Source organism: Rhodococcus sp. ACS1 (assembly GCF_002300155.1).
Taxonomy (GTDB): domain Bacteria; phylum Actinomycetota; class Actinomycetes; order Mycobacteriales; family Mycobacteriaceae; genus Rhodococcus_F; species Rhodococcus_F koreensis.
In genome coordinates this window covers 59068-81320 of record NZ_NSDZ01000015.1, presented here as the reverse complement: position 1 = coordinate 81320, position 22253 = coordinate 59068, and the positions used below count along the sequence as shown (strand labels likewise).

At 66.1% G+C, this 22253-nt stretch carries 20 protein-coding genes and 1 pseudogene; 13 read left to right on the top strand and 8 right to left on the bottom strand.

Annotated features, from left to right (window positions below):
• Positions 1 to 6 precede the first annotated feature (6 nt).
• The 6 genes from CJ179_RS49160 to CJ179_RS49135 all read left to right on the top strand — a co-directional run bounded on the left by CJ179_RS49160 (position 7) and on the right by CJ179_RS49135 (position 7990).
• Positions 7 to 1140 (top strand): NAD(P)-dependent alcohol dehydrogenase, encoded by a 1134-nt coding sequence (locus CJ179_RS49160; protein WP_073366709.1) that lies wholly within the window; start codon positions 7 to 9, stop codon positions 1138 to 1140.
• Positions 1133 to 2728: a class I adenylate-forming enzyme family protein gene (locus CJ179_RS49155; RefSeq protein ID WP_257016392.1), complete on the top strand. Its 1596-nt coding sequence runs from the start codon at positions 1133 to 1135 to the stop codon at positions 2726 to 2728. Before CJ179_RS49160 ends, CJ179_RS49155 begins: the two co-directional genes overlap by 8 nt.
• A gap of 128 nt (positions 2729 to 2856) precedes the next feature.
• Complete coding sequence (locus tag CJ179_RS49150; protein WP_037227921.1) at positions 2857 to 3273, top strand: PEP-utilizing enzyme; 417 nt, start codon at positions 2857 to 2859, stop codon at positions 3271 to 3273.
• A gap of 44 nt (positions 3274 to 3317) precedes the next feature.
• Positions 3318 to 4754: a hypothetical protein gene (locus tag CJ179_RS49145; protein WP_095866351.1), complete on the top strand. Its 1437-nt coding sequence runs from the start codon at positions 3318 to 3320 to the stop codon at positions 4752 to 4754.
• 93 nt (positions 4755 to 4847) lie between these two features.
• Positions 4848 to 5468 (top strand): hypothetical protein, encoded by a 621-nt coding sequence (locus CJ179_RS49140; RefSeq protein ID WP_073366707.1) that lies wholly within the window; start codon positions 4848 to 4850, stop codon positions 5466 to 5468.
• Positions 5469 to 5482: 14 nt separating this feature from the next.
• Positions 5483 to 7990 carry a pyruvate, phosphate dikinase gene (locus tag CJ179_RS49135; protein ID WP_205415424.1) on the top strand — a complete coding sequence of 836 codons (2508 nt, stop codon included), beginning with the start codon at positions 5483 to 5485 and terminating at the stop codon, positions 7988 to 7990.
• A gap of 197 nt (positions 7991 to 8187) precedes the next feature.
• Here the strand turns inward: CJ179_RS49135 and CJ179_RS49130 are convergent, their stop codons facing one another.
• From CJ179_RS49130 to CJ179_RS49095, 8 genes are all read right to left on the bottom strand, one after another.
• Complete coding sequence (locus CJ179_RS49130) at positions 8188 to 10422, bottom strand: helix-turn-helix domain-containing protein (RefSeq protein ID WP_083400779.1); 2235 nt, start codon at positions 10420 to 10422, stop codon at positions 8188 to 8190.
• Positions 10423 to 10445: 23 nt separating this feature from the next.
• A complete protein-coding gene (locus CJ179_RS49125; RefSeq protein WP_095866350.1) occupies positions 10446 to 11483 on the bottom strand; it encodes an alcohol dehydrogenase catalytic domain-containing protein in 1038 nt (345 codons plus the stop codon).
• On the bottom strand, positions 11480 to 12790 hold the full coding sequence (locus CJ179_RS49120) for a malate dehydrogenase (protein ID WP_095866349.1): 1311 nt from the start codon (positions 12788 to 12790) through the stop codon (positions 11480 to 11482). Before CJ179_RS49120 ends, CJ179_RS49125 begins: the two co-directional genes overlap by 4 nt.
• The gene (locus CJ179_RS49115; protein ID WP_073366703.1) at positions 12787 to 13422 is read right to left on the bottom strand and encodes a hypothetical protein; all 636 of its coding nucleotides are present in this window, start codon (positions 13420 to 13422) and stop codon (positions 12787 to 12789) included. The genes CJ179_RS49120 and CJ179_RS49115 overlap by 4 nt, the downstream gene beginning before the upstream one ends.
• A complete protein-coding gene (gene eutJ / locus CJ179_RS49110; protein ID WP_073366702.1) occupies positions 13419 to 14228 on the bottom strand; it encodes an ethanolamine utilization protein EutJ in 810 nt (269 codons plus the stop codon). The genes CJ179_RS49115 and eutJ overlap by 4 nt, the downstream gene beginning before the upstream one ends.
• The gene (locus CJ179_RS49105; protein WP_095866348.1) at positions 14228 to 15604 is read right to left on the bottom strand and encodes an aldehyde dehydrogenase family protein; all 1377 of its coding nucleotides are present in this window, start codon (positions 15602 to 15604) and stop codon (positions 14228 to 14230) included. The genes eutJ and CJ179_RS49105 overlap by 1 nt, the downstream gene beginning before the upstream one ends.
• Before the next feature lie 71 nt (positions 15605 to 15675).
• A complete protein-coding gene (locus CJ179_RS49100) occupies positions 15676 to 15999 on the bottom strand; it encodes a BMC domain-containing protein (protein ID WP_052032891.1) in 324 nt (107 codons plus the stop codon).
• A 71-nt stretch (positions 16000 to 16070) separates the two neighbouring features.
• Complete coding sequence (locus CJ179_RS49095; RefSeq protein WP_095866347.1) at positions 16071 to 16361, bottom strand: EutN/CcmL family microcompartment protein; 291 nt, start codon at positions 16359 to 16361, stop codon at positions 16071 to 16073.
• Positions 16362 to 16622: 261 nt separating this feature from the next.
• Here CJ179_RS49095 and CJ179_RS49090 point away from each other — a divergent pair, with 261 nt between their 5' ends.
• From CJ179_RS49090 to CJ179_RS49065, 7 genes and pseudogenes are all read left to right on the top strand, one after another.
• A complete protein-coding gene (locus tag CJ179_RS49090; RefSeq protein ID WP_095866346.1) occupies positions 16623 to 17618 on the top strand; it encodes a hypothetical protein in 996 nt (331 codons plus the stop codon).
• Positions 17516 to 18604 carry an HAD family hydrolase gene (locus CJ179_RS49085; protein WP_095866345.1) on the top strand — a complete coding sequence of 363 codons (1089 nt, stop codon included), beginning with the start codon at positions 17516 to 17518 and terminating at the stop codon, positions 18602 to 18604. The genes CJ179_RS49090 and CJ179_RS49085 overlap by 103 nt, the downstream gene beginning before the upstream one ends.
• The gene (gene surE / locus CJ179_RS49080; RefSeq protein ID WP_179377976.1) at positions 18601 to 19410 is read left to right on the top strand and encodes a 5'/3'-nucleotidase SurE; all 810 of its coding nucleotides are present in this window, start codon (positions 18601 to 18603) and stop codon (positions 19408 to 19410) included. Before CJ179_RS49085 ends, surE begins: the two co-directional genes overlap by 4 nt.
• A gap of 172 nt (positions 19411 to 19582) precedes the next feature.
• A complete protein-coding gene (locus CJ179_RS49075) occupies positions 19583 to 19906 on the top strand; it encodes a BMC domain-containing protein (RefSeq protein ID WP_095866343.1) in 324 nt (107 codons plus the stop codon).
• Positions 19907 to 20149: 243 nt separating this feature from the next.
• A pseudogene (locus CJ179_RS49070) lies at positions 20150 to 20666 on the top strand (fatty acid desaturase); the annotation flags it as partial.
• 321 nt (positions 20667 to 20987) lie between these two features.
• A complete protein-coding gene (locus CJ179_RS52000; RefSeq protein ID WP_179377975.1) occupies positions 20988 to 21149 on the top strand; it encodes a hypothetical protein in 162 nt (53 codons plus the stop codon).
• Positions 21146 to 22045, top strand: a complete 900-nt coding sequence (locus tag CJ179_RS49065) for a hypothetical protein (protein WP_143549082.1) — start codon at positions 21146 to 21148, stop codon at positions 22043 to 22045. The genes CJ179_RS52000 and CJ179_RS49065 overlap by 4 nt, the downstream gene beginning before the upstream one ends.
• The last annotated feature ends 208 nt before the right edge of the window (positions 22046 to 22253 follow it).

The following is a 22253-nucleotide window of genomic DNA, read 5'->3' as shown; positions in this document are numbered from 1 at the left end:
GCAACTATGAAGACCACAGCAGCCGTCCTGCGCTCGGCGCAGGAGCCGTTGTCGCTCGAGGAACTTGACATCGACGAATTGCGCCCCCACGAGGTCCTGGTGCGCATCGTCGGTTCGGGGATCTGCCACACCGACCTCGGAATGATCGCTACCGCCGAACCTGACGCGGCTCCAATCGTGCTCGGTCACGAGGGATCTGGAATCGTGGCCACGGTCGGACAGGATGTCGATAGCATCGAGCCCGGCGACCATGTGGTGCTCTCCTACAACTGCTGCGCCGAGTGCGACAACTGCGCACGCTCACTCCCGATGCACTGCCGGGACTTCGTCCCGCTCAATTTGCTCGGTGCACGCCTGGACGGCTCGAGTGTCCTTCGTTCCGGGGGCGAACAGGTACGCGGACACTTCTTCGGGCAATCCTCGTGGGCGACCTACGCCGTGGCCAACGAACAGAACTGTGTCCGTGTTGCCCGCAATCTGCCGCTCGCGCTGCTCGCCCCACTCGGTTGCGGCATCCAAACCGGTGCCGGTGCGGTGCTGAACACCCTCAATCCGGAGGCGGGGTCGTCGATCGCGATCTTCGGGACGGGCTCGGTTGGGCTCGCCGCCCTGTTGGGGGCGGTGGTCGCCGGCTGCGGCACCATCATCGCCGTCGACATCCAGCCCGCACGCCTGGCGAAGGCCGCCGACCTCGGCGCCACCCACACCATCAACTCCGCCGAGGAGAACGTTGTCGAGCGGATCCGCGAGATCACCGGCGGAGCCGGCGCACAGTATTCGGTCGACTGCATCGGGCTGGCGGACGTCGTGCGCAGCGCGCTCGAATGTCTGCAGTCGCCGGGCGTGTGTGCCACCGTCGGATTCCAGGGCATCCCGAACGAAATCTCCTTCGACCAAGGTCATCTGCTGTTCGGCCGCAGTCTGATCGGTGTCATCGAGGGCGACGCCATTCCACAGGAATTCGTCCCCCGCATGATCGACCTCTACCAGGCCGGCAAATTCCCCTTCACCGAGCTGGTCGACACCTTCGCGTTCGGCCAGATCAACGAGGCGATCGAGGCTGTTCACCAGGGGAAGGTCACCAAGGCGGTTCTGACCTTCGACGAGTCCACCCCTGTGAACGGGGTGACGGGTGAATAATCGTGCTAGTGGCGTCCTGCCGTCGGTGGGGCCGGGAGAGATTCTCCCCTTTTCTGCGGCCCGCCACCCGGACAAGATCGCCCTCGTCGTCGGTGATACGTGCTTGACGTACCAGGAACTCGACCGAATGTCGGATGCGGTCGCGGCCGCACTTCACTCGCGCGGGATCGGTGCCCGAGACGTCTGCTCGCTCTACGCGCAGAACTGCTGGGAATGGATCGTCGCGTATCACGGCATCCTCAAAGCGGGTGCGATTGTCAATCCGGTCAATGTCATGCTCACCGGCCCGGAGTTGGCCTTCGTCCTCTCCGACTGCGAGGCTGAAGCCCTCTTCTTCGGGGCCTCCCAAACCGGCACAGTCGCGAGGGTCCTCGACGAGATGTCTTCGCTCGAGCTCGTGTGCCAGCTCGCCGGCGAGGTCGGCGACGGAATCGGTGCGGTGACCTTCACCGACCTGCTCACCGCGCCGGTCGACGCAGCTCCGGCCGCAAACCCGGCGCCCGGGCCCGCGGAGCTGTGCAGCATCGGTTACACCTCCGGGACGACCGGTCACCCGAAGGGTGCGATGCAGTCGCAGCGATCGGTGCTGCTCAATTGCGCTCTGACGGCCACGATGCACGGTCGCAACTCCGACGACGTCGTGGTCACCGCTTTGCCCTCGGCGCACGTGTACGGCAACGTCGCTATCAACAGCACCTTCCTGGCCGGGGGCACGGTAGTGCTGATGGAGCGGTTCGACGCCGGGGAAGCCCTGGCGTTGCTCGAAGGAGACCGCGCCACCCTGTTCGAGGGCGTGCCGGCGATGTATTCGATGATGCTGGCACACCCGACGTTCGAGACCACGGACCTGTCCAACCTTCGCGCAAGCACCATCGGTGGTCAGACGTTCTCCCCAGAACTGCTCGATCGCTGGCAGACCAGGGCACCGGGGCCGGTGCTTGAGCTGTGGGGGATGACCGAGCTGTCCGGACTGGGAACAACCCATGCAGTCCACGCCCCACCGGTAGCCGGCTCGATCGGAGTGGCCCTACCCGGCCTCGAAGTCAAGATCGGCGCGATCGATGGCACAGACGGGGGCGTCCCGGCGGGTGAGCACGGTGAGCTGCTCGTTCGCGGCCCACTGGTGATGCTTGGCTACTACGGTCGCCCGGACGCCACCGCGGAGGCGCTCACCGACGACGGGTGGCTGCGCACCGGAGATGTTGCGTACGTCGACGAGACCGGTCACTTCTTCATCGTGGACCGGCTCAAGGACATGATCGTCACCGCCGGATACAACGTGTACCCCGCCGAAATCGAACGCGTCATCGGCGCGCATCCCGACGTCGCGCTGGTCGCCGTCGGAGGCCGACCGGATCCGGTCAAAGGGGAGATCGCCGTCGCATACGTGGTTCCGGCCCCGGCCGCGCAGCTACTCCCGCAGGACATCATCGAGCACTGCCGCGCCCATCTGGCCGCCTACAAACGGCCGCGTGAGGTGGTGTTTGTCGACGCTCTGCCGACCACTTCGTCGGGCAAACTCATGCGCCGCAAATTGGCAGATCTCGAGGGCGCCGACAGTGATCAAGGCGTTGTCCGCGCGAGATAATGGTCACACGGAACGCTATCCGCAGAGCCCATGCGGCGGTCACATATCAAAGGGCATTGTGACAAGCGCAACAGAGCAAGACGGATGTGGTCGAGGCCACCTTCCTCGATTCGATCAAAGGAGTACCAATGCAGGTTGTAGCCGAAGGGTTCAACGCCTTCGAGACGCAGAAGAGCCCGAAGGGTGAGGTCAAGTTCCTGGGCTCGCCCAAGGACGTGATCGAGGTCGTGCGGTCCGGGAAGTTGCAGGACTACATCCTGCTCGTTCGCGGTGGCACGACGACCTTCCTCACTCCGGCATTGAGCATGGGTGCTCTCGGCGTCATCACGATGTCGGGCGCTCCCGAGTCGCACCTCGGCATACTCTCTCGTGAGTTCCAGATTCCCTGTGTGATGACCGCGTACCTGACCTCCAGCGATTCGCGCTACGTCGTCGGCAACACCGACGATGCGCACTTCGAGGAGATAGCCGAAAGCCTGATCGGGAAGACCGTCCAGTTGCACTGCGACGACGCGGAGGTCGGGCGCATCAGCATCGTCAGCTGACCGCCTTCCGACCACACACCATGGGCAGAGAGGAACAACCCCCAATGAGCATCGAAATGACACCCGGTCTCCGCTCGACGTACAAGCAGCGCTATGAACCGAACGATGACGGTCTGCGGTTCCAGGATCTGGTCTTCGAGGGCAACTTCGTCGGCCAGGAGCCACTGCGCGACGGCATCCTCGGCGACAAGGTGCAGAAGCAGCGCGCCAAGAGCAAGGTCCTCGAGAAGGTCAGCAAAGAGGACGTCCTGGTCGACCAGTTCACCCTGGACGAGCTCAACGACCTCAACAACTACCTGGCCTGGAACATCTGGGACGTGCTGGTCATGCGTGCCACCGAAGGTGTCTCAGGCATGATCCCCCGCCAGGAATACGAGATCCTCGCGTTCATGCACCAGTTCTACCGGTGGCCGGAGATCCTGCGCATGACCACCGACGAGGTCGGGGCCCAGGGCATCTTGGACATCGGTGCCTCGGCGCGGCGGGAAATCGGCACCAAGGTCAACGCGGTGCACGACTGGTCGATCGGGGCTGTCGGCTTCGGTATGGGCCGCTGCGGTCTGCTTGCACTCGAAGCGATCGGGCCCGACGACTACATCGAGGAGAGCAACGAGCTCCTCAAGTTCATGCAGCGGATCGAGTTCGGCAAGCGCCAGGACGGGTACATCCTCAACTCGCAGGACCGCTACCGCTGCCAGATCCACGAGCCGGACTTCCTCGAAGGCATTATCAACCAGCTCGAAACGCTCGAGCCGGGAAGCCCGAAGCACGAATCCTTCACCCGCTTCAACGCGGCCGCCGAACTGCTGTCGTTCCTCGACCACATGGACTGCCGGCTCGGCCTCGGCGACACCGGACCGTACGAGTTGCCCAACGGCAACATCCTCATTCTCCGGGACCTGTTCGTCAACGAGCCGATCTTCCACTGGAGTGATGTGTGCGACGACGCGCAGCTCCCACACGCCTACACCGTTGCGCTCGAAATCGACCCGGAAATACTGGGACTGCAGGAAATTCGCGTCAACGACATTTCCACCACCTTCACCCGGCCGAAGAACTACATCCCCGCCATCGTCGGAGGCGCCGTCTTCGCCCGCGAGCAGTGGGACACCCCGATGTCGGATGTGCGCACCATCGCGATCGCCGACCTGGGCGCCGAGCTGCCCAAGATCCAGGACGCCACGCTCAAGATGTACGGAAAGATCTCGCGGATGTGCCGCCGGGACCTGATCTGGGCCGGCCAATACGTCTACTACGTCGACATGATCCTGCCGTACCTGCGTAAGGCCGGAACGTACGAGAAGGCGTGCGACGAATACCAGCTGTGGGAAGTTGACCAGCGCGTGTCGAACTACTACTACGACATCAGCAAGCGCGGATTCGCGCAGGAAGTCGTTCCGCAGAAGATCTTCTCCGGACAGGGCTACCTGCCCTTCGGGGAAGGCGCGGATCTGCGCCGGTCGAAGTATCGCTGGCTGTAGAACCCGTTCACCAGACCCGGGGGCGGCGGTACCGAACACTGCCGGCGCAGGCACCTGCGACCCGCCGCCCCCGTTCGATCGTTGGGAAACAACATGACTCAAACCCTGCTCGACAAACGTCTCTACGACGTTCTCAATGCCGTGGCCCTCAAGAAAATGGCGACCGCGGCCGCTGTTGCGGAGATCGTCAACCTCGGTACCGATGAGGTGCGAGGGATCTTCGCCGAGCTCGCCGAGGGCGACCTGGTCGCACTCATGGGTGAGACGGCTCTGCCCACCGACGCGTCGGGTCCGGTGCTGGTCGATTCCGCGGCCGCGATCTACGGACCCCTTCGCGACGATCCCTCGGTACTGCAAGTGGCCGACAAATTCGAGGACGTCAATTCGCGCTTCCTGCGCACCATGTCCTCCTGGCAGCAGATTGAGGTGGGCGGTCGCAAACTCGCCAACGATCACAGCGATTCCGCCTACGACGCAAAGGTGATCTCCACCATCGAGCGCCTGGTGTCCCGGCTCGAGGGGCTGCTCGAAGCCCTCGGCGAAAAGGACGAGCGCTTCCGCAGCTACATCGGTCGCTTCGAACGCTCCCTCGGGAAGGTCGACGCCGGCGACATCGCGTTCGTCTCCGACCCGACCAAGGACTCGGTGCACAACGTGTGGTTCGAATTCCACGAAGACTTGCTGCGCACCCTCGGTCGCGCGCGTAAGGAGTGAACAAGGTGAGCTCTGTGACTGTTACGACTGGACTGACGCGCGCGTTCTGTGAACCAGGCGAAATTGATCGGAATGTGCTCGGCGGCAAGGGCTACGGTCTGGTCGAAATGACCCAGGAAGGCCTGAACGTGCCCGGCGGGTACGTCATTTCCACGTCGGCCTGTCACGACTACCTCGAGCACGGTTCCATGACGACGGACCTGATCGAGGAAATCCACGGCCGCCTGAGCGAGCTCGAACAGGCGTCAGGCAAGACCTTCGGTGGCGGTCCCTTCCCGTTGCTGCTGTCGGTGCGTTCGGGAGCCCCGGTGTCCATGCCGGGGATGATGGACACCGTGCTCAACCTCGGGCTCGGCCGTGACGCGGCAATCGCGCTGGCCGACGTCACCGGCGACACCCGATTCATGGCGGACGTACTCTTCCGGTTCCACGGGATGTACGCAGAAACCGTGATGGGAGCCCTCGAAACCCCCGACCGCGACGACCTCGCCGCGCTGATCGACGGCGTCCAGGCCGACAGCCAGCCCGGACCCGTTTATGACCGGGTATGGGAGCACTGCCAGGCATTGCTGCGCGACGAACTCGACGAGGAAGTCCCCAGCGACCCCCGCGCCCAACTCATCGGCGCCGTGGAGGCCGTCTTCCGATCCTGGAACACTCGGCGGGCCGTGAAATATCGTGAGGTGCACAAGATCCCGAACGACCTCGGAACCGCGGTCGTCGTGCAGTCGATGGTCTTCGGCAACCTCGACCAGGACTCCGGCTCCGGTGTGGTGTTCACCCGCAACCCCGTCACCGGTGAACCGGGCCTGTTCGGCGAGTTCCTGGCCGCGAGCCAGGGCGAGGACGTCGTCGCCGGTATCCGCACCCCGGACCCGGTGACCGCGCTGCGCGACAGGCTTCCACACGTGTACACCGAACTGGAAAATACCTGCGCCGAACTCGAACGCCGCCGCGGTGACGTTCTCGACATCGAGTTCACTGTCGAGCGCGGCATCTTGTACATGCTCCAGGTCCGCAGCGCCAAACGCACCGCGCAGGCGGCGATCCGCATTGCTGCGGACCTGCTCGCCGAGCAGGTCGTGACCACGTCCGGTGCGCTCGCGACGCTGACGCTCGAGCAGATCCGCCAGGTCCAGCGTCCCGGATTCGACCCGGATGCCCACGCCCGTGCCCGCGAGGACGGGCGGCTGCTGGCCACCGGTGTCGGTGCCGCCCCGGGGCATGTGGTTGGTGAGCTGTACTTCGATTCCGATTCCGCGCAGCAGGCGGTCAAGGAAGGCAAGACGGTGATCCTCGCACGACCGGTGACCAGCCCGACGGACCTCCACGGCATGATCGCCGCCGACGGCATCCTCACTGCGACCGGTGGTTCGACGAGCCACGCCGCCGTGGTGGCGCGCGCACTGGGGACAACGTGCGTCGTGGGATGTGGGGCGTTGGATATCGATCCTGCCGCGGGCACCATGCGGGTGGCCGGCAAGACCTTGGCCGTCGGCGAAATCGTCTCCCTCGACGGTTCGTCGGGCGAGGTGATTGCCGGTGCCATCGAGCTTAGTGAGCCGGCGGCCGAGGACGACCGTCTCTCAGGGTTGCTCGATCTCGCACGCGAACGCGCAGGCGCGCAGGTGTTCGCCCGGGCGACGACTCCCGATCAGGCGGATCGGGCGCTAGCACGTGGGGCGACTGGGCTGGTGGCGGGAATCGACGATGTCCTGGCCACCACCGGGCACCTCGACGGGATCATCTCCGCGTTGCGCGAGGGCGAGATCAGCGATGCCAGCGCGGCCCTCGAGGCGGCTGTGGCCACCGAGTTCTCGGCGTTGTTCGCCCATGCGAGGGTGTCAGAGTTCGGGGTGCGGGCGATCGACTTCCACGCCGACGAATCCAGCGAACTGCTGCGCACGGCCGAGTTGTTCATCGCGCATCCGGAGTTGGCGTTGCCGATCGGGTCCGAGGAGATCCTGTCCGCACAGTTGCGTGGCATCGCCACGGCCGTGCGGAGCGCGGGCACAGAGTTGCGTGTGCACTTTACTGTTCGCAAGATCGCCGACGGCGGTGAGATCGCTGCGCTGGTCGCGCTGCGGGATAGTCTGCCCGACGCCGAGCGGGTCGAGATCGGTGGTTACCTCACCAGCCCACGCGGTATTGCCTCCATCGACGACATCACCGAACACAGTGATGTCGTGTGGATCGAACTGCGGGTGCTGCAAGCGGCCGTGGCCGGTATCTCGGCGCGGCATCTGCTGACCAATGAGCCGCTCGACTCGTACCTGCGGCGGGGTCTGATCACGGTTGATCCACGCGTCGAGATCGATGATCAGGTCGGCGCGCTGGTGGACACCGTAGCTGCGGTCCTTGCCCAGGATCCCGGACGCCGGGTGGGGATCCGGTTGAGCGGACCGGTCTCGGCGGAACTGGTGCAATCACTGCAGGAGCGCGGGTTCACCCGCTTCGGCGTCGACGGCGACGAGGTCCGGCCGTCGATCCTGGCTCTGGGAAAGCGAGACCGCCGAAACTAGCCTGACCGGCGTCCGAGGGTGGTACACGGTGACCGATTGCAGGTCATTGTGTGCCACCTCGGACGATTGCACGCCTGGGACCACCCAGGGACGGTGGGGGAGTTGCGCGGGGTCGAGAACAAGCGGCGGGCCACAGATCGAACTGGCGGCGGGTGGGGTGTGTGGGATAACCCGGATCGGGGGACCACACACCACTCTCAACCGGATGGCGGGTGCGATTGGCCATCGATATCGCTGACCGCCTCGGTCACCTGCAACAGTCGTAGTGCCAGGTCGGCGCGCATCCGATCTGAGTGTTGCGACAGGTCCAGATTGGTGAGTTTGCGGATCAGTTCGAGCCGGTAGGCGAGGGTCTTGGGGTGGACGAAGAGCCGTTCGGCGGCATCCTTCTGTGAGCAGTTGGCGTCGAAGAAGGTGCGGAGGGTCTTGAGGAGGGACCCGTCGGACTGCTGGTCGTATTGGAGCAGCGGCTCGGTCACCTCTTTGATGAAACCCTGTAGGTCGGGATTGTCGCTGCTCCCCAACAGGAGCCGCACGATCCCGAGTTCGTCGTACAACGACACTGTTCCCAGGCGACGGGAGGCGGCGTGCGCGGTCTTCGCCTCGCCGAATGCCGCCGGATACTCGGCCGGATCGCTGCGTGCTGAACTGACCCCCCAGGTGATGCGCAGGTCCGGGTGGCACTGGGCTGCGATCTTGTTCAATTCGTCCAGCAGGGTCCGGGCACGTTCGCGGTCCTTGATCGGGGCGAGAGCCACGATCCAGTTTCCTCGCACACTGGTCAACGTCAGCTGTGCGGGGGTGGTGCAGCCGCGGGCACCGTTGAGAACGTTGCGCCGCAAGGTGTCCGCGGCGGAGGTAGTCCATCCCTCTTGGGCCGCAATGTTGTCGGTGTTCTCGAGTACCCCGTAGACGACTCGGTGAAAACCCCGGAGCCGGATCCCCATCTGATGGGTGCGGCTGCGTGCGGCCGACCGTTGTTCCGCTGTTCCTTCCATCAGATCCCAGAGCAACTGGTCGAGCGCCTCGGCGCGGGCGGCGCTGGCCGCGCGCTGCTGGAGTTGGGTGAGTGAACAGACCATCGCGGCCTGCCCGCACGCGACCTCCATGATTTCGGTGTCCTCGTTGCCGCCAACCAAACAGACTGCACCGTACTGATTTTCGGCGGCGATGACCGGGTGAGCCCAGATTGTGCGGCCGTCGCGTGCAACGAGCTTGGTCGCACGTTGCGGGAGGACACCGTTGCGGCCGGCGACGTCGTCGAGCAGATCGGCGGTGTCGAAGGTGCGAGGAAATGTGGCCTCGACTTCGCCGGTGGCGGAGATGATGGCGACTTCGCAGCCCAGTTCGGTTCCGACGGTGCGGGCGACGGAGCTGGTGACGGCGGAGTTGGCGAGCACGATCTCGATCAGCGAATGCTGCAGGGTGGAGGAACGGTTGAGCAGTCGCAGTTGTCGTTCGAGGGAAATACGGGTGTTGTCGAGTTCTTCGACGGTGGCGCGCTGGGCGTCGTAGAGCCGACCGTTCTCGATGGCGATGGTGGCGAGGTCGGCCAGGGCCACCAGGCGTCGGACGTCTCGGTCGGTGAACGACGAGTAGCGGCGCCGCCATACCTCGAGGACACCGATCAGGTCGCCGTGCACAACCAGTGGCGCGGCCAGCGCCGAACGAGTGGCTTCCTGTTCGGCGAGGGACATGAAGTCCTTGCTGATTGTGGCGTCCTGAAGGTAGCTGTCGATTCTGGCAACCTTCCCGGTTTCGAAGACGAGGCCGGCCACGCCTTGGCCTTTCTTCATCCGCAGCCGCGCGGTGTCGATCACCCGATGCCCGGCGCAGCTGCGCATGCGCAGCTCCTCGCCCTCCCGGAGAAACACGCCACAGATGTCTGATTCGGACATTCGCAAGGTCTGGTTGGTGAGGTTGAGAAGCACCTGGTCGAGGTCCTGGGCGCTAAGGATCTGATGGGCCACAGTGCGCATGACCTCGGCCTCGTCGTCGAGGGCTGCAAACTCTTCGGTGGAGGCGTGCGCCTGGGCGGTCAGGTCGATCCAGACGCACAGTTGGGCCAGAAGGGTGCGGTGAGTCGCGACCATGTCGTCCGGTACCGCCGGGTCGACGACGACGGCGACGTTGCCCACCGTGGCCGCGCGTGGCACGAGCGGTCCGGCGGCGCATTCGAGTGCGGTCAACTGTGTCTGGTCGGCGTGGGATTCGGTACCGGCGAGGGCGGACCAGTCGAGGTCGTGTCGGTGGAAGACGGTGACCGGGATGCTGCTGCCGAACGCGGTCACGACGGCTTCAGCGGCATCGGTGGCGGTATCGGGGAGGGTGGCCAGTAGGTCCCGAAGCTGCTCGACGGGAAACTCCCCGTTCAGAATCGGGCTGAATGGGGTGGCCTCTCGTGACCGGTGTGAGCTCTTCGGGTCGTCCATTTCCGCCTCGTCGGTACGTGTGCCTAGGACACTTCGATGACTGCCTTCAGCGTACGGCGCTCGGTCATCGCGTCGTACGCAGCGGGCGCGTCTTCGAGGCCGACTCGTAGGTCGATGATGACGGTCGGGTCGATCGCCCCGGAGGCCACCAAACCCGTCAGCTGGTCGCGATCGCGGATCGCGTTTCCGATTGCGAAGCGCAGAGTCAGCTCGTCGGCGAACGCCCGTGCCACCGGCAGCGGCCAGGTTGATTGCTGGTGCACCCCGACCGAGACGACGGTGCCGCGGCGGCGGACCAGCCCGAAGGCGGCGTCGAGTCCGCGGGGGCCGCCCACGGCCTCGATGACGGCGTCCGCACCGCGCCCGTCGGTCAGGGCATCGATGAGGGGGCGAGCGTCCTCCGGCGACGCAACCAGGGCGCCATGCGCGTGGGCGGTGGCTCGCCGCTCCGGGACCGGCTCGACCAACACGACCGGCCCGGCCGCGCAGGCCTGCGCGGCGAGGCTGGTCAGCTGACCGACCGGACCACCGCCGATGACCGCGACGGTATCGCCCGGAGAGATGTCGCACCGCTGTACCGCCGCGTACCCGGTTGCCAGCACATCCCCGAAGAACAGTGCGGCATCGTCCGAGACTCCGTCGGCGATGGGATGCAGGACGACGTCGGCGTGCGGTACCCGGACGATCTCGGCTTGGGCGCCGGCCAGTGCGGGACCGAAAGCGTCACCGGTGCCGAAGAACTGGCGCTGGCCGCACTCCCAGTGATTGCCGTGGCGGCACCACCAGCAGTGTCCGCACGCGGTGAAGTCGGCGCCGCTGACGCGGTCTCCGGATGTGAAGGTGCGCACCGCGGACCCGACCGAGACGACGGTGCCGGTGAACTCGTGCCCCAGAACGGCACCACGGTGCAGGCCGTCGGGATGGCTGATCGTGTGCAGGTCGGTCCCGCAGATCGCCGCCCGATGCACGTTGAGGAGAGCGTCCGTCGGCTCGACGAGGCCGGGATCGGACACGCTCGAGACCTCGACGGCGCCCAGGCCGGCGAACACCACCGCTCTCATGCCGGGGCCGCCATTTGCTCGAGGTCGGCCACCCGTTCGGCGATCCGGGCGGCGGCCGTGCGTACTGAGGCCAGCTCGTCCGCGGACAACGGCAGCTCGACGATCTCACGCAACCCGGTGCGGCCCAATCTGGCCGGCAGACCGACATACCCGTCGGCGATGCCGTACTGCCCGTTGGCACACACGGTGGCGGCGATGATCTCGTCGGAGTTGGTTGCCATGGCCAAGACCATCCGCGCGGCGGAGGCACCGGGAGCGAAGAACGCGCTTCCAGACTTGAGGAGTCCGACGACCTCGGCGCCGGAGTTGCGGGCCCGGTCGACCAGTGCAGTGACCTCCGCCTGCGGTATCGCGTCGGTGATCGTCGTGCCCCCCACCCGCGCTTGGGAGAGCGGGATGACCATCTCGTCGCCGTGACTACCCAGCGCCAAGGCACGCACACTCGACGGGGAGGAATCGACGGCCAACCCGGTCAACGCCTGGAACCGGGAGCTGTCGAGTACACCGGCCATCCCGATGACCCGGTTGGCCGGCAGCCCGGAGGCGCGCCAGGCATGGTGGGTCATCTCATCGAGCGGATTGGTGACCACCAGCAGCACCGTGTGAGGTGAGATCCCGGCCGCGTCGCGGGCGAGGGCACCGACGATGCCAGCGTTCACCTCCACGAGATCGGTCCGGCTCATCCCGGGCTGGCGGGCACGGCCCGCGGTGATGACCACGAACTCGGCGGCCCCGGCCTCGGCGAGGCTGGTCACACCGCGGACCTTGGTGTCGAATCCGAGCAGCGCCGTCGAATGTGTCAGATCCAGCGCGATCCCCGCCGCGAGCCCCTCGGCGATATCGACGAGGACAACTTCCTCGATGATGTTCGCCTCGGCGAGCTTCATCGCGGTGATCATCCCGACGTGCCCGGCGCCGACGACGAGCACCCGGCCGACCGATTTCGCAGCACTCGGCAACTCGGGTCGCCGTGTGCGGGGCTCGTGCAGGGCGGCAGGTGCGACCGCTGGATGCAGAGGCGCCCCGCGCCGATACAGTGCCGGGGCCGGCGGCTTGAGCGGAGCCGGAGGCGATTGTGACCCGTTCGAGGACGGGCGGGCAAACACCGGGGCCACCGCAACGGGTGCCGGGGGCAGCGACTGGTTCGCGGTGACGGGACTGCTGGGCGGATGTGCGCTGGCAACGACGATCGTCACTCCGCGTTCACGAGCCAATTCCCGTGCGAGCGGGGTGACGATGTCCTTCGCGCCGACAACCAGCTCGCCGGTCCCGGCGGACTGGACCGCGTCGACACCGAAGACGGTCATCGCCGGGCCTCCTCGGTCCCTTCGAGGGATTCGAGCGCGGCCACCGCGGCATCGCGGGCGGTGGCGACCTCGCTTTCGCTGCCCGCTAGGAACAGGCGACCGAACCGTCCCACGGCGCGGATCTCGATGACGTCGATGTCGGCGGCCTTTTCCGCTTCGTTCGCGGCTAGCGACACATACGCCGCCGGGGCGACTTCCATGACGAACAGGCTCGATCCGGGCATCAGCAGGGTGCCCTTGCGCCACTTGTTGAGCAGCTGCGCCTGATATCCGTGCACGTTGGTGATGAACTGGGTCGATGCGACGACCGGCTTGATGCGGTCGGTTTCCTTCATCCCGAGCGCGTCGAGCAGGGCCTCCCCGGCCGCGAGAACTTCCGCCTGGTGCTCGGAGTGGATTTCGAGTAGCCCGAATTCTCGTTCGATGATCTGCAGGGCGGGACGTACCCCTGAAGATTTCAGCGCAATGTCCGCCGCACGGAACACCTCGTTACCCGGGGCCATCTCGACGAACAGTTCCGCCATGCCGGCCAACGGCGGATCGCCGGGGCTGGTGGCGGCGATGTGCGCCGCACACTGCGGCTGCATTCGATCGATAAATGCGTACGTCCGGAGTGTTGCTGTGCCTGTCATGACGCGTACCTCGCGATTCCCAATGGAGTGATGAGCAGTGCGTGCGGATAAGCCCGCACACGCCGGCCCAGGTATTTGCTGATGGTCGTATCGGCGCCCGGAAGCATCAGGGCGCCGCCGGCGAGATGGAGTTCGAGGTGCTCGGCACCTCGGGTCAGATCCCGGATCGAGGCACCGATCCGCTCGATTCCCGGTCGCAGGATCGCGAGGTAGTCGCCGCTACCAGCACGTTTGCTTTCCTCCGCCTCGGCTACGGTGACCCCGAGGGCGCCGGCAAGGATCAGATCCAGGTGGTGCCCACCGCCTGGGCGATCGTCGAGGGCGGCCAGGTTCCCGGCTTCGAAGACCCCAACCCCGGTCGACCCGCCACCGACGTCGATGACCACCCCGTCGGTCACCTCGAGGGTCTTGTTGGCGGCGCTGACCTCGTCGACCAGGATGACCTCGTCGAAGCCCGCGCCTTCGAGGACGAACCGGCAGGCCCGACTGTCGGCCTCCCCGATGCACGGGGGATAGGCGGTGGCCGCGTTCGCCAACTCGACGCCGAGTTCGTCCTCGGCGGTCGCCTTCAGCTTCCGCACGGCCGCGGCCGCGGCCGCGAAGTCCACGACGACCCCATCGCGGATGGCGCCGGTGCGGTCGAAGTCGATCCACACCGGATCCCCGGCGGCATCGACCACAGTGATCACGCAGGTGGCGGTGCCGAGATCGATGCCGGTGCGCAGATCACCGTCGTGATTCGTTCGGGCGGAACGGATGCGCTGATGTGCCTGCTCGAGTGTCTGCGCGACCATCTCGAAGGACATCAGTCGAACACTCCACGCCACGGCCGGGCCTCGTGAGCGATGCGCTTGATGTTCACCAGGTGTAGCGGGGTGACGTTGTCCGAGCAGATCGACCCGCTCCACGTCCCCGTACCGATCTGAAAGGAGGGATCGACGTTCGTCGAGTACCCCATCCCACCGAAGAGGGCGGGAGTGTTGACGACGATGCGGCCGGCAGGCAGCTCTCCGAACTTGGCCACCACCGTCGGGTCGGCACTGTGCACGGCCACGGTGTGGCCTTCGCCGCCCAGCGCCAGGATCTCCCGGCACCGCCGCCAGCCCGCCAGGTAGTCCGCCTCCCGGTAGACGGTCAGCACCGGTCCGAGGATCTCACGCGAGAGCAGTGCGTGGTCGCCGACCTCGTTCATCTCGGCGGCCAGGACCTTCGTCGACGCCGGAACGGTGAACCCGGACAGCTCGGCCAGTCGAATCGCGGACTGGCCCACCGCGTTCGCGCGCAGTCCACCGCGCTCGTCGAACAGGGTCCTCGTCAACGCGGCCTGCTGATCCGAGGTCAGCCAGGTGGCGCCGGCGCGGGACAGTTCGGCGACGAATCGGTCGGCGACAGGTTCGGCGACCACCACCGATTGCTCGGCGACGCAGGCGGTGCCGTTGTCGAAGGACTTCGAGGTCACGATCATCGTCGCCGTCTCGGCGAGATCGGTAACCGTCGAGTCGACGTAGGCGGGGACATTGCCCGCACCGACCGCAATCGTCGGTTTGCCGCTCGAGTACGCGGCCGCGACCATCGCGGGACCGCCGGTGGCGAGAACCAGACGGATGCTGTTGTGGCGCATCAGCTCCCGGGTCGCCTCAAGGGTGGGCTGCTGCAGGCAGGAGACCAGGTTCTCGGGGGCGCCGGCCCGCACCGCCGCCTCCGCCATGATTTCCGCCGCCCGGGCCGAGCAGCGCGCAGCGCGGGGGTGCGGGGCGTGGACCACGGCGTTTCCGGCCTTGACCGCGGCCAAGCTCTTGAACAGTACGGTTGCCGTTGGATTGGTAACCGGGATGATCGCAGCGATCACGCCCATCGGGGAGCCCACGGCCGTGACCTTGTTCTCCTCGTCGGCCCACAGCACACCGACCGCGCGCCGCTCGAGCATCCAGTCGGCTACGAAGCCGGTGTTGAAGCGGTTCTTGATGATCTTGTTTTCGTATACGCCGTATCCGGTCTCGTCGACCGCCATCCGGGCGAGTTCCTCGGAGGCGGCGTAACCCGCCTTCGCCATGGCCCGAACGATGGTGTCGAGCCACTGCTGGTCGGCACCTTCGATCGCGTCGAAGGCCTTCTTCGTGGCGGAAACCTGCGCGCGGACGTCAACCAGCGCCGCCAGGTCCGCATCGAGCGTTGCTGTCACGGTCTTTCACCTTCCATGGCTCGGTCTGGGGCGCAGACAGGTCCGTGCTGCGCCCCGATCGCGGTCGACTCTCACGCGCCCTTGGGGCGAGCCAGGTTCGACAGCACACCTTCGGTCTCGTCGTGCGGGCGCGGGATGACGTGCACGGAAACAACCTCGCCGGCCTTGCCGGCGGCGACCGCGCCGGCGTCGGTGGCGGCCTTGACCGCGCCGACATCGCCGCGGACCATCACGGTGACCAGACCGCCACCGATCTCCCGGTGGCCGAGGAGCTGCACGTTGGCCGCCTTGACCATGGCATCGGCGGCCTCGATCGCGCCGACGAGGCCCTTGGTCTCGATCAGGCCGAGTGCTCCGGCGCCCCGGGCGGGCAGGGTGTTCTGGGTGGTTGCCATGGTCTTTCCTCCATTTGTGGTCTTGCTGGGTAGGTCGGCGGATGAATTGCGCACTGCGCCAGTTTGTGTCGTCATTTCGAGTACGTAACCTCACCGTGTGTGACGATCGTGTCGGCGATCGCGATGATCGCCTGGTCGACCGGGACCCCGGCGGTGGCCGGGTCCACCCTGGCTGCGCTCCCGGACGCGACGAGAACGACTTCTTCCTGGCCGGCGCCGACGAGATCGACGGCTGCGTACGACCGCCCGTTCTCGCCGCCGGGATCGGTGTCGATATCCTCGACCACCAGAATCGTGGTTCCTCCGAGTTCGGGAACTTTGGCGGTGGCCACGACCTGGCCGACAACACGTGCGAGTCTCACCGGGTGACCGCCTCTTCTTCGGGTGTCGAGCGAACGGGATCGATGCACTCCCGCTCACCCCAAGTGACCCGGGAGTGCATCGAGGAGGACGCTACGGCGGAGCACCCCACCAGGTCGTTATCCCTCGGGGACAGCTCTGGCCCGGGTAGTTATCGCGCAGGGATGTGGCGGGCGCATCTCGGGTTCGGCAATGTGTGCGGTGACGAGGACCGCACCGGATAGTCAGACCGTGCGGCAACCGCCAGAGCCTAGGAGAGTCAGATGATCGAAGACATCGACGCCGATTTCCATACCCCCACCAGCGACGATCCGACCTGGACGGAGACGAATTTCTTCGGCTTCTACATCCCGGAAGCCACGTTGAACGTCGGAGTCTATGCGCTGTTCCGCCCGAATGTGGGCGTCGCGATCTCCACCATCGCCATGAACTCGAAGTTCGTGCAGGCACCCTGGCAGGCCGAGTACTGGGACGCCCAGCACCACCTGCCCATCCCGGAGACGCGCAACCTGCGCGACTACCGGTTGAACAACGGACTACACGTGGTCTGCCGCGAACCCAACCGGGTGTGGGACGTCGAGTTCGACAACGGCGACGACGTCTCGTTGGCCTTCCGCTACACCGCCATCGCCGACGCCTTCGACATCCACGATCCCAAGCAGGACCCGATCGTCGCCAAGCAGGCCGACGACGGCGTGTTTGCGTGGGGCGAGGCCTACGCCGGCCACTTCGACCAGTCCGGCCATTTCGAGGGTGAGGTGAACCTGCGCGGCAAGAAGTACGCCGTCGACTGTATTTCGACGATGGACCATAGCTGGGGCTTACGCTCGGAGCACCAGGGCCACACCATGAGCTGGCTGCACGCCCACTTTTCCAAGGACTTCGCCATCCACGGAATCTTCGACTTCGATCCTACCGGCGGACCCGACGCCGCCACCGAACTCACCCTCGAACACGGCTACGTCGTCGACAAGGGTGAGCTGTACGGGTTGGCTGCTGGCCGCGGGCGCACCATCCGGGAAGGGTTCTTCGCGAAATCGGTCGAACTCGAGCTCACCGACAGCGAGGGGCGGGAATACGAGCTCCAGGGCCTCGGACGGACAAGTTTCCCCTGGCAGGCCGGTCCGGGCACGGTCGGGTACAACGTGCTCGCCGAATGGCGTTCGGGCACAGAACGCGGATGGGGCGAGATCCAGGACTTCATCGGCCCCCAGCAGTTGTGCAAGATCTACAGCGCGTCCGACGCGACAAGCAGCTGACCATGTGCCGACCCGAGCCGCCGCAGGCGGTGATATTCGATCTCGACGGTACCCTCGTGCAGACCCGAGAGGCATCCTGGCGTGTCTTCGAAAAGGTCAGTGCAGCACATGATCTTGATATCACAACGGCTGAACAGTTCTACGAGATGTTCGCCAACAACTTCTTCGTCTCCCTGCGCGGGCTCTGCCGCGACGCCGAGCACGCGCGGGTCGTCGAGGAGGACTTCATGCGCAGCCTCGGCGCCGACTACGCCCCGCTGATGATTCCCGGCATGGTGGACGTCGTGAAATCGCTGGTGCCGCATGCGACACTGGCCGTTCTTTCGTCGAACGCCACTGAAGTCATCCGACGGATTCTGCGTAAGAACACGCTCGAATACTGCTTCGGGCACGTGTTCGGCGGCGACGTCGAGCCCGACAAGGCCAAGGGAATCCAGCGGTTCCTCGACGATGCGGCGCAAGGTTCCGGTCGGCGCTGCCAGGCGTTCTATGACGAGTCGGCGGCCGGCGGTGCGGTCCCGGCCGGGTCGACCGCCATCATCACCGACACGGTCGGGGATGTCGAAGCTGCAATGAGGTCCGGGATCCGCGCGGTCGGGGTCGCCTGGGGTATGCATACCGAGGAACAGTTGCTCGCCGCAGGCGCGGAGTTCGTAGCGATCTGGCCGCAGGAGATCTTGGCCCATTTGTTCGCCGGCGCGACCGAGACGACAGAATGTGCATGTCCGGCGTCGCCGGCCGTAGCATTGCCGCCGTCGCCGGAGGTATCGGCACGGGTGCAGCGCAGAGCTTCCGGAGCGAAGGCGTTGCAGGCACGGATCACGCCCCACCGGCCGCTAACGCCGCAGAATCCCCAGGCCATCACCGCGGCCCCGATACCTGGAGGAGCGCCAGTCCCGATACCTGGAGGAGCGCCAGTAGCGAACGGCGCCGAATCCGTGGCCGACAGCGAGTTGCTACTCGCTGTGCGATTGGCGATGCCATGACGCAACGGCCACACGTGCTGGTCACCAACGACGACGGGATCGGCGCGCCAGGGCTGCTTGCCCTCGCTCATACTGCGTGTGAGCAGGGATACGACGTCACGGTCGCCGCTCCTCACCGGCAGGCCAGCGGCTGCGCCGGTGGTTTGACGATGTTCCTGGTCGACGAGCGCATCGAAGTAAGCCACCGGCGGCTTCCGGGTCTGCCGGGAGTCGAGGCGTACTCTGTGGCCGCGCATCCGGGCATGATCACACTCGCCGCGGTACTCGGTCGCTTCGGGCCGGTGCCCGACCTCATACTCTCCGGCATCAACGAGGGTTCGAACCTTGGTGCCGCGGTATTGCATTCGGGCACCGCCGGCGCGGCGATGGTCGCCGGCGCCCACGGCGTGACCGCGCTGGCGGCATCGCTGCACCTGGACTTCGAAATCGAGGAACCACGGACGGACGGGGCTACACGCCACTGGGACACCGCCGCGGCTGTGATCGGCGAAATCTTGCCGAACATCATGACCGCGGATGCGGGATCTGTGTTCAACCTCAACGTGCCAAATCTGCCTGTCGAGGAGGTACGACCTCTGGTCGCCGCGTCGTGGACGCTCGCTGGCACCGCGCCGACCCTGCTGCCGTTCATCGCCGACTTCGATCGGCACGCCGATGCGCTTCCGGTGGCGGAATTGCTCGAAGCCACGATCGACATCATCGAAGGGTCCGACATCGAAAGGGTGCGCGTAGGGCATCCCACGCTGTCGCTGCTGCAACTGAACGGGGACTCGGCCATCGAGTGGATCAGTCAGGTCAGCCCGTGACACGAGCACGAACAGCGCTGCTGGTGTCGCGGGTCGACGCGGCCACCGAACACTCGGGTGCAGACGCCGCCTCGGCCGCTATCCCTGCGGGATCGCGTTGCAGCCGTCGCTTCTGCGTCCCGTCGGCAGGAACGTTCCATAGGGCATACCTGATGAATATGGAGGTTAGACAATGAGCCCCGGTGCAGTTGGATTAGTCGAAACGGTCGGCTTGGTCGGCGCCATCGAGGCCGCCGACACCATGGTCAAAGCGGCCAACGTCGACCTCGTCGGATACAGGACCCTGCGCAACGGGCAAGTAACGGTAATGGTTCGCGGCGACGTCGGGGCGGTCCAGGCCGCGGTCGACGCGGGGGTAGCGGCAGCACGCAATACCGGTGAGTTGGCGATATCACACGTGATCGCGCGTCCCCATGGTGAAACCGAGAACGTGCTTGCCGCAGCAATACCCCACAATCTGGTAACCCCGATGTGGCCCTCGCCGCCGCGACGATGAACACCGTCAGCCCGGGGGCACCGCATGAGGTCGTGTACCGCGTCGCGGTGAGAGCGGAAATGTGGTGTTCGGCGCAGTGGTGAAACCCGGCCGGTGACGGCGACGACCTGCGCGTCGCACGTCGGTTCGCAAACGAAGCGTTTCCCGACCGACTGACCAGTCATCGTCGAGGTTGATCAGGTCGTCGGCCACGATGGCTCCGTGGGCAGGCATTGCGGTGATGCGTGTGCTGCCCAATCGCCCACCGCGAACCTGACGGCGAACATGATCCGCAATGTCTGGACCAACATGGTCATCTTCTGCGGGCATTTCCCCGACGGCGCGGAGAAGTTCAGCGAAGCCGACGTGGAGGACGAAACGCGGGGGCAGTGGTACCTGCGCCAGATGCTCGGCAGTGCGAATTTCGAGGCGGGGCCGGTCATAGAATTCATGAGCGGGAACCTCTGCTACCAGATCGAGCATCACCTGTTCCCCGATTTGCCGAGCAACCGGCTGCGCGAGATTTCCGTGCGCGTTCGTGCGCTGTGCGAGAAGTACGACCCTGCCCTACACGACCGGTTCGCTGCCCGCTCAGTACCTGAAGTCGTGGCGCACCATCGCCAAGCTGGCGCTGCCGAACAAGTTCCTCAGGGCGACCGCCGACGACGCACCCGAGACGGCGTCGGAACGTAGGTTCACCGATCCGAGGCCGCAGATCGACCCGGTCACGGGCACGCGCCGCGGGCTGTTGACAGCACTTCGCGCTCGTGCGGGAGTTTGACATCGCGAGGGGCGTAATTCGAACACCGGCGCCCGCGCCGATCCGTTCGAGAATCTCGGCGCGGCAAGGCCCACCACGCCGGGCATAGGCGCGTGAGGGCGGCACGACCGGTCGGTAGTTGGGCGGAGCCGGCTCGCCGCGGGCGTCGAGACAGTTCGGCGCGGCCGGAAAGTCGAGCACCGTGGTGGTCAGAGGATCCGGGGACCACCGCGCCGTATAGTGTCGAAGTGTCGGAGATACTTCGTACGCGGGCAGTCGGGTCGCGTCGTCGCCGACTGGAAAGTACCTGGCCGGTTCCCGGCCAAGGCGGGAGCGTCACACATGACGCACAGCAAACTTCGCACCATCACGAACCATCTCGGCATCGGCATCGGCATCGGTACGGCTCGGGCCGCCTCGCGTCGCGGGCCGCGGCGGCTGCACCGCGCCTCCCCGCCGCGCGACCGTGTCGCCCGCGAATCCGGCGCAGGAGAAATCCGTTGACTGCGGGAGAGGGACCACGGCGGGAGCCGCGACAGCGCATTCTCGACCCCGTCCGGGGCGATGAGAGGGCAGCCGCGGACGAAGCCGACGCCAAAATAACAGCGGCGCAGGGTGATCGGCAGCGCGAACACGATGCGGCCGAGCAGGAGGCGACGCGAGGAGCAGAGAAGGGCCGTCTGGAAGCTGAGGAACGTGCGCGTGTGCGCGTGCACCACGCCGAAAAGAAACGCCGTAGCGAGGACCTGCGTACGGCCGGGGACGTCGTCGACGCTCGAGACGACGACGCGCGCGCCCAGCAGAGGGCCCGAATGCTGGACGATGCCGCCGAGGCGGTGCGGTCGGAGGTCGAGAACGACCGTGGACGTGGCGCGGTGAACCTGTCCTCGCTGCCCCGAACGGTACTGCGGGTGCAGTACGCCGTGGTCCGGCTGCCGCTCGCGGTGATCGACCGGCGGGTGGTGCAGCGGTGGGGCGCGCAGGCTCCGGTGCGGCTCGCCTTCGAATGGGCGCTCGGCGGACTCGATGGTGTCGTCGGCGCGCTCCTCGGTGACCATGAGCTGATGGATCGTGGTCATCGGAATCGCCGGCACGCCGACATGCTGACTCGTGCGGCGGTGCTCGGCGACAGGGCGAAACGCATCCGGGTCGATGCCGCAGAGCAGCTCCCCGACCGGCTCGACGAGGCCGCCCGACACACGGCGGCGGTCCGGGACGCGACCGACGCGGCGGTGACGGAGGCCGAGAACACGGCGGTCGAGGAGACGATGCGTGTCGGTGACCGCGTCGGCGCGCAGCTGGCGCGGCGCAAGGACCGCGCCGATCGCACCGCGGACGCCCGAATCCGGGCCGCGGACGCGGATCTGGACGCGATCCATCGCGAGAGCGACCGGACATAGGTCCGCCGCGTCCGAGTCATTGAGTCCAGGTTCGCTGTCGCCGGCAGGAGAACCTGGGTGCGCGATAGAAGGGTCCAACGGCGAGACTCGCACCTTTATCGGAGGCATTTCGTGCGCTGGCTGTCCATGGTTGCGTCGTTCCTGATCTGAAATATCCGGCCGATTTCGTGGCCGGGACAGGGGCGTCCGCCTATGACGCAGCAGGCGG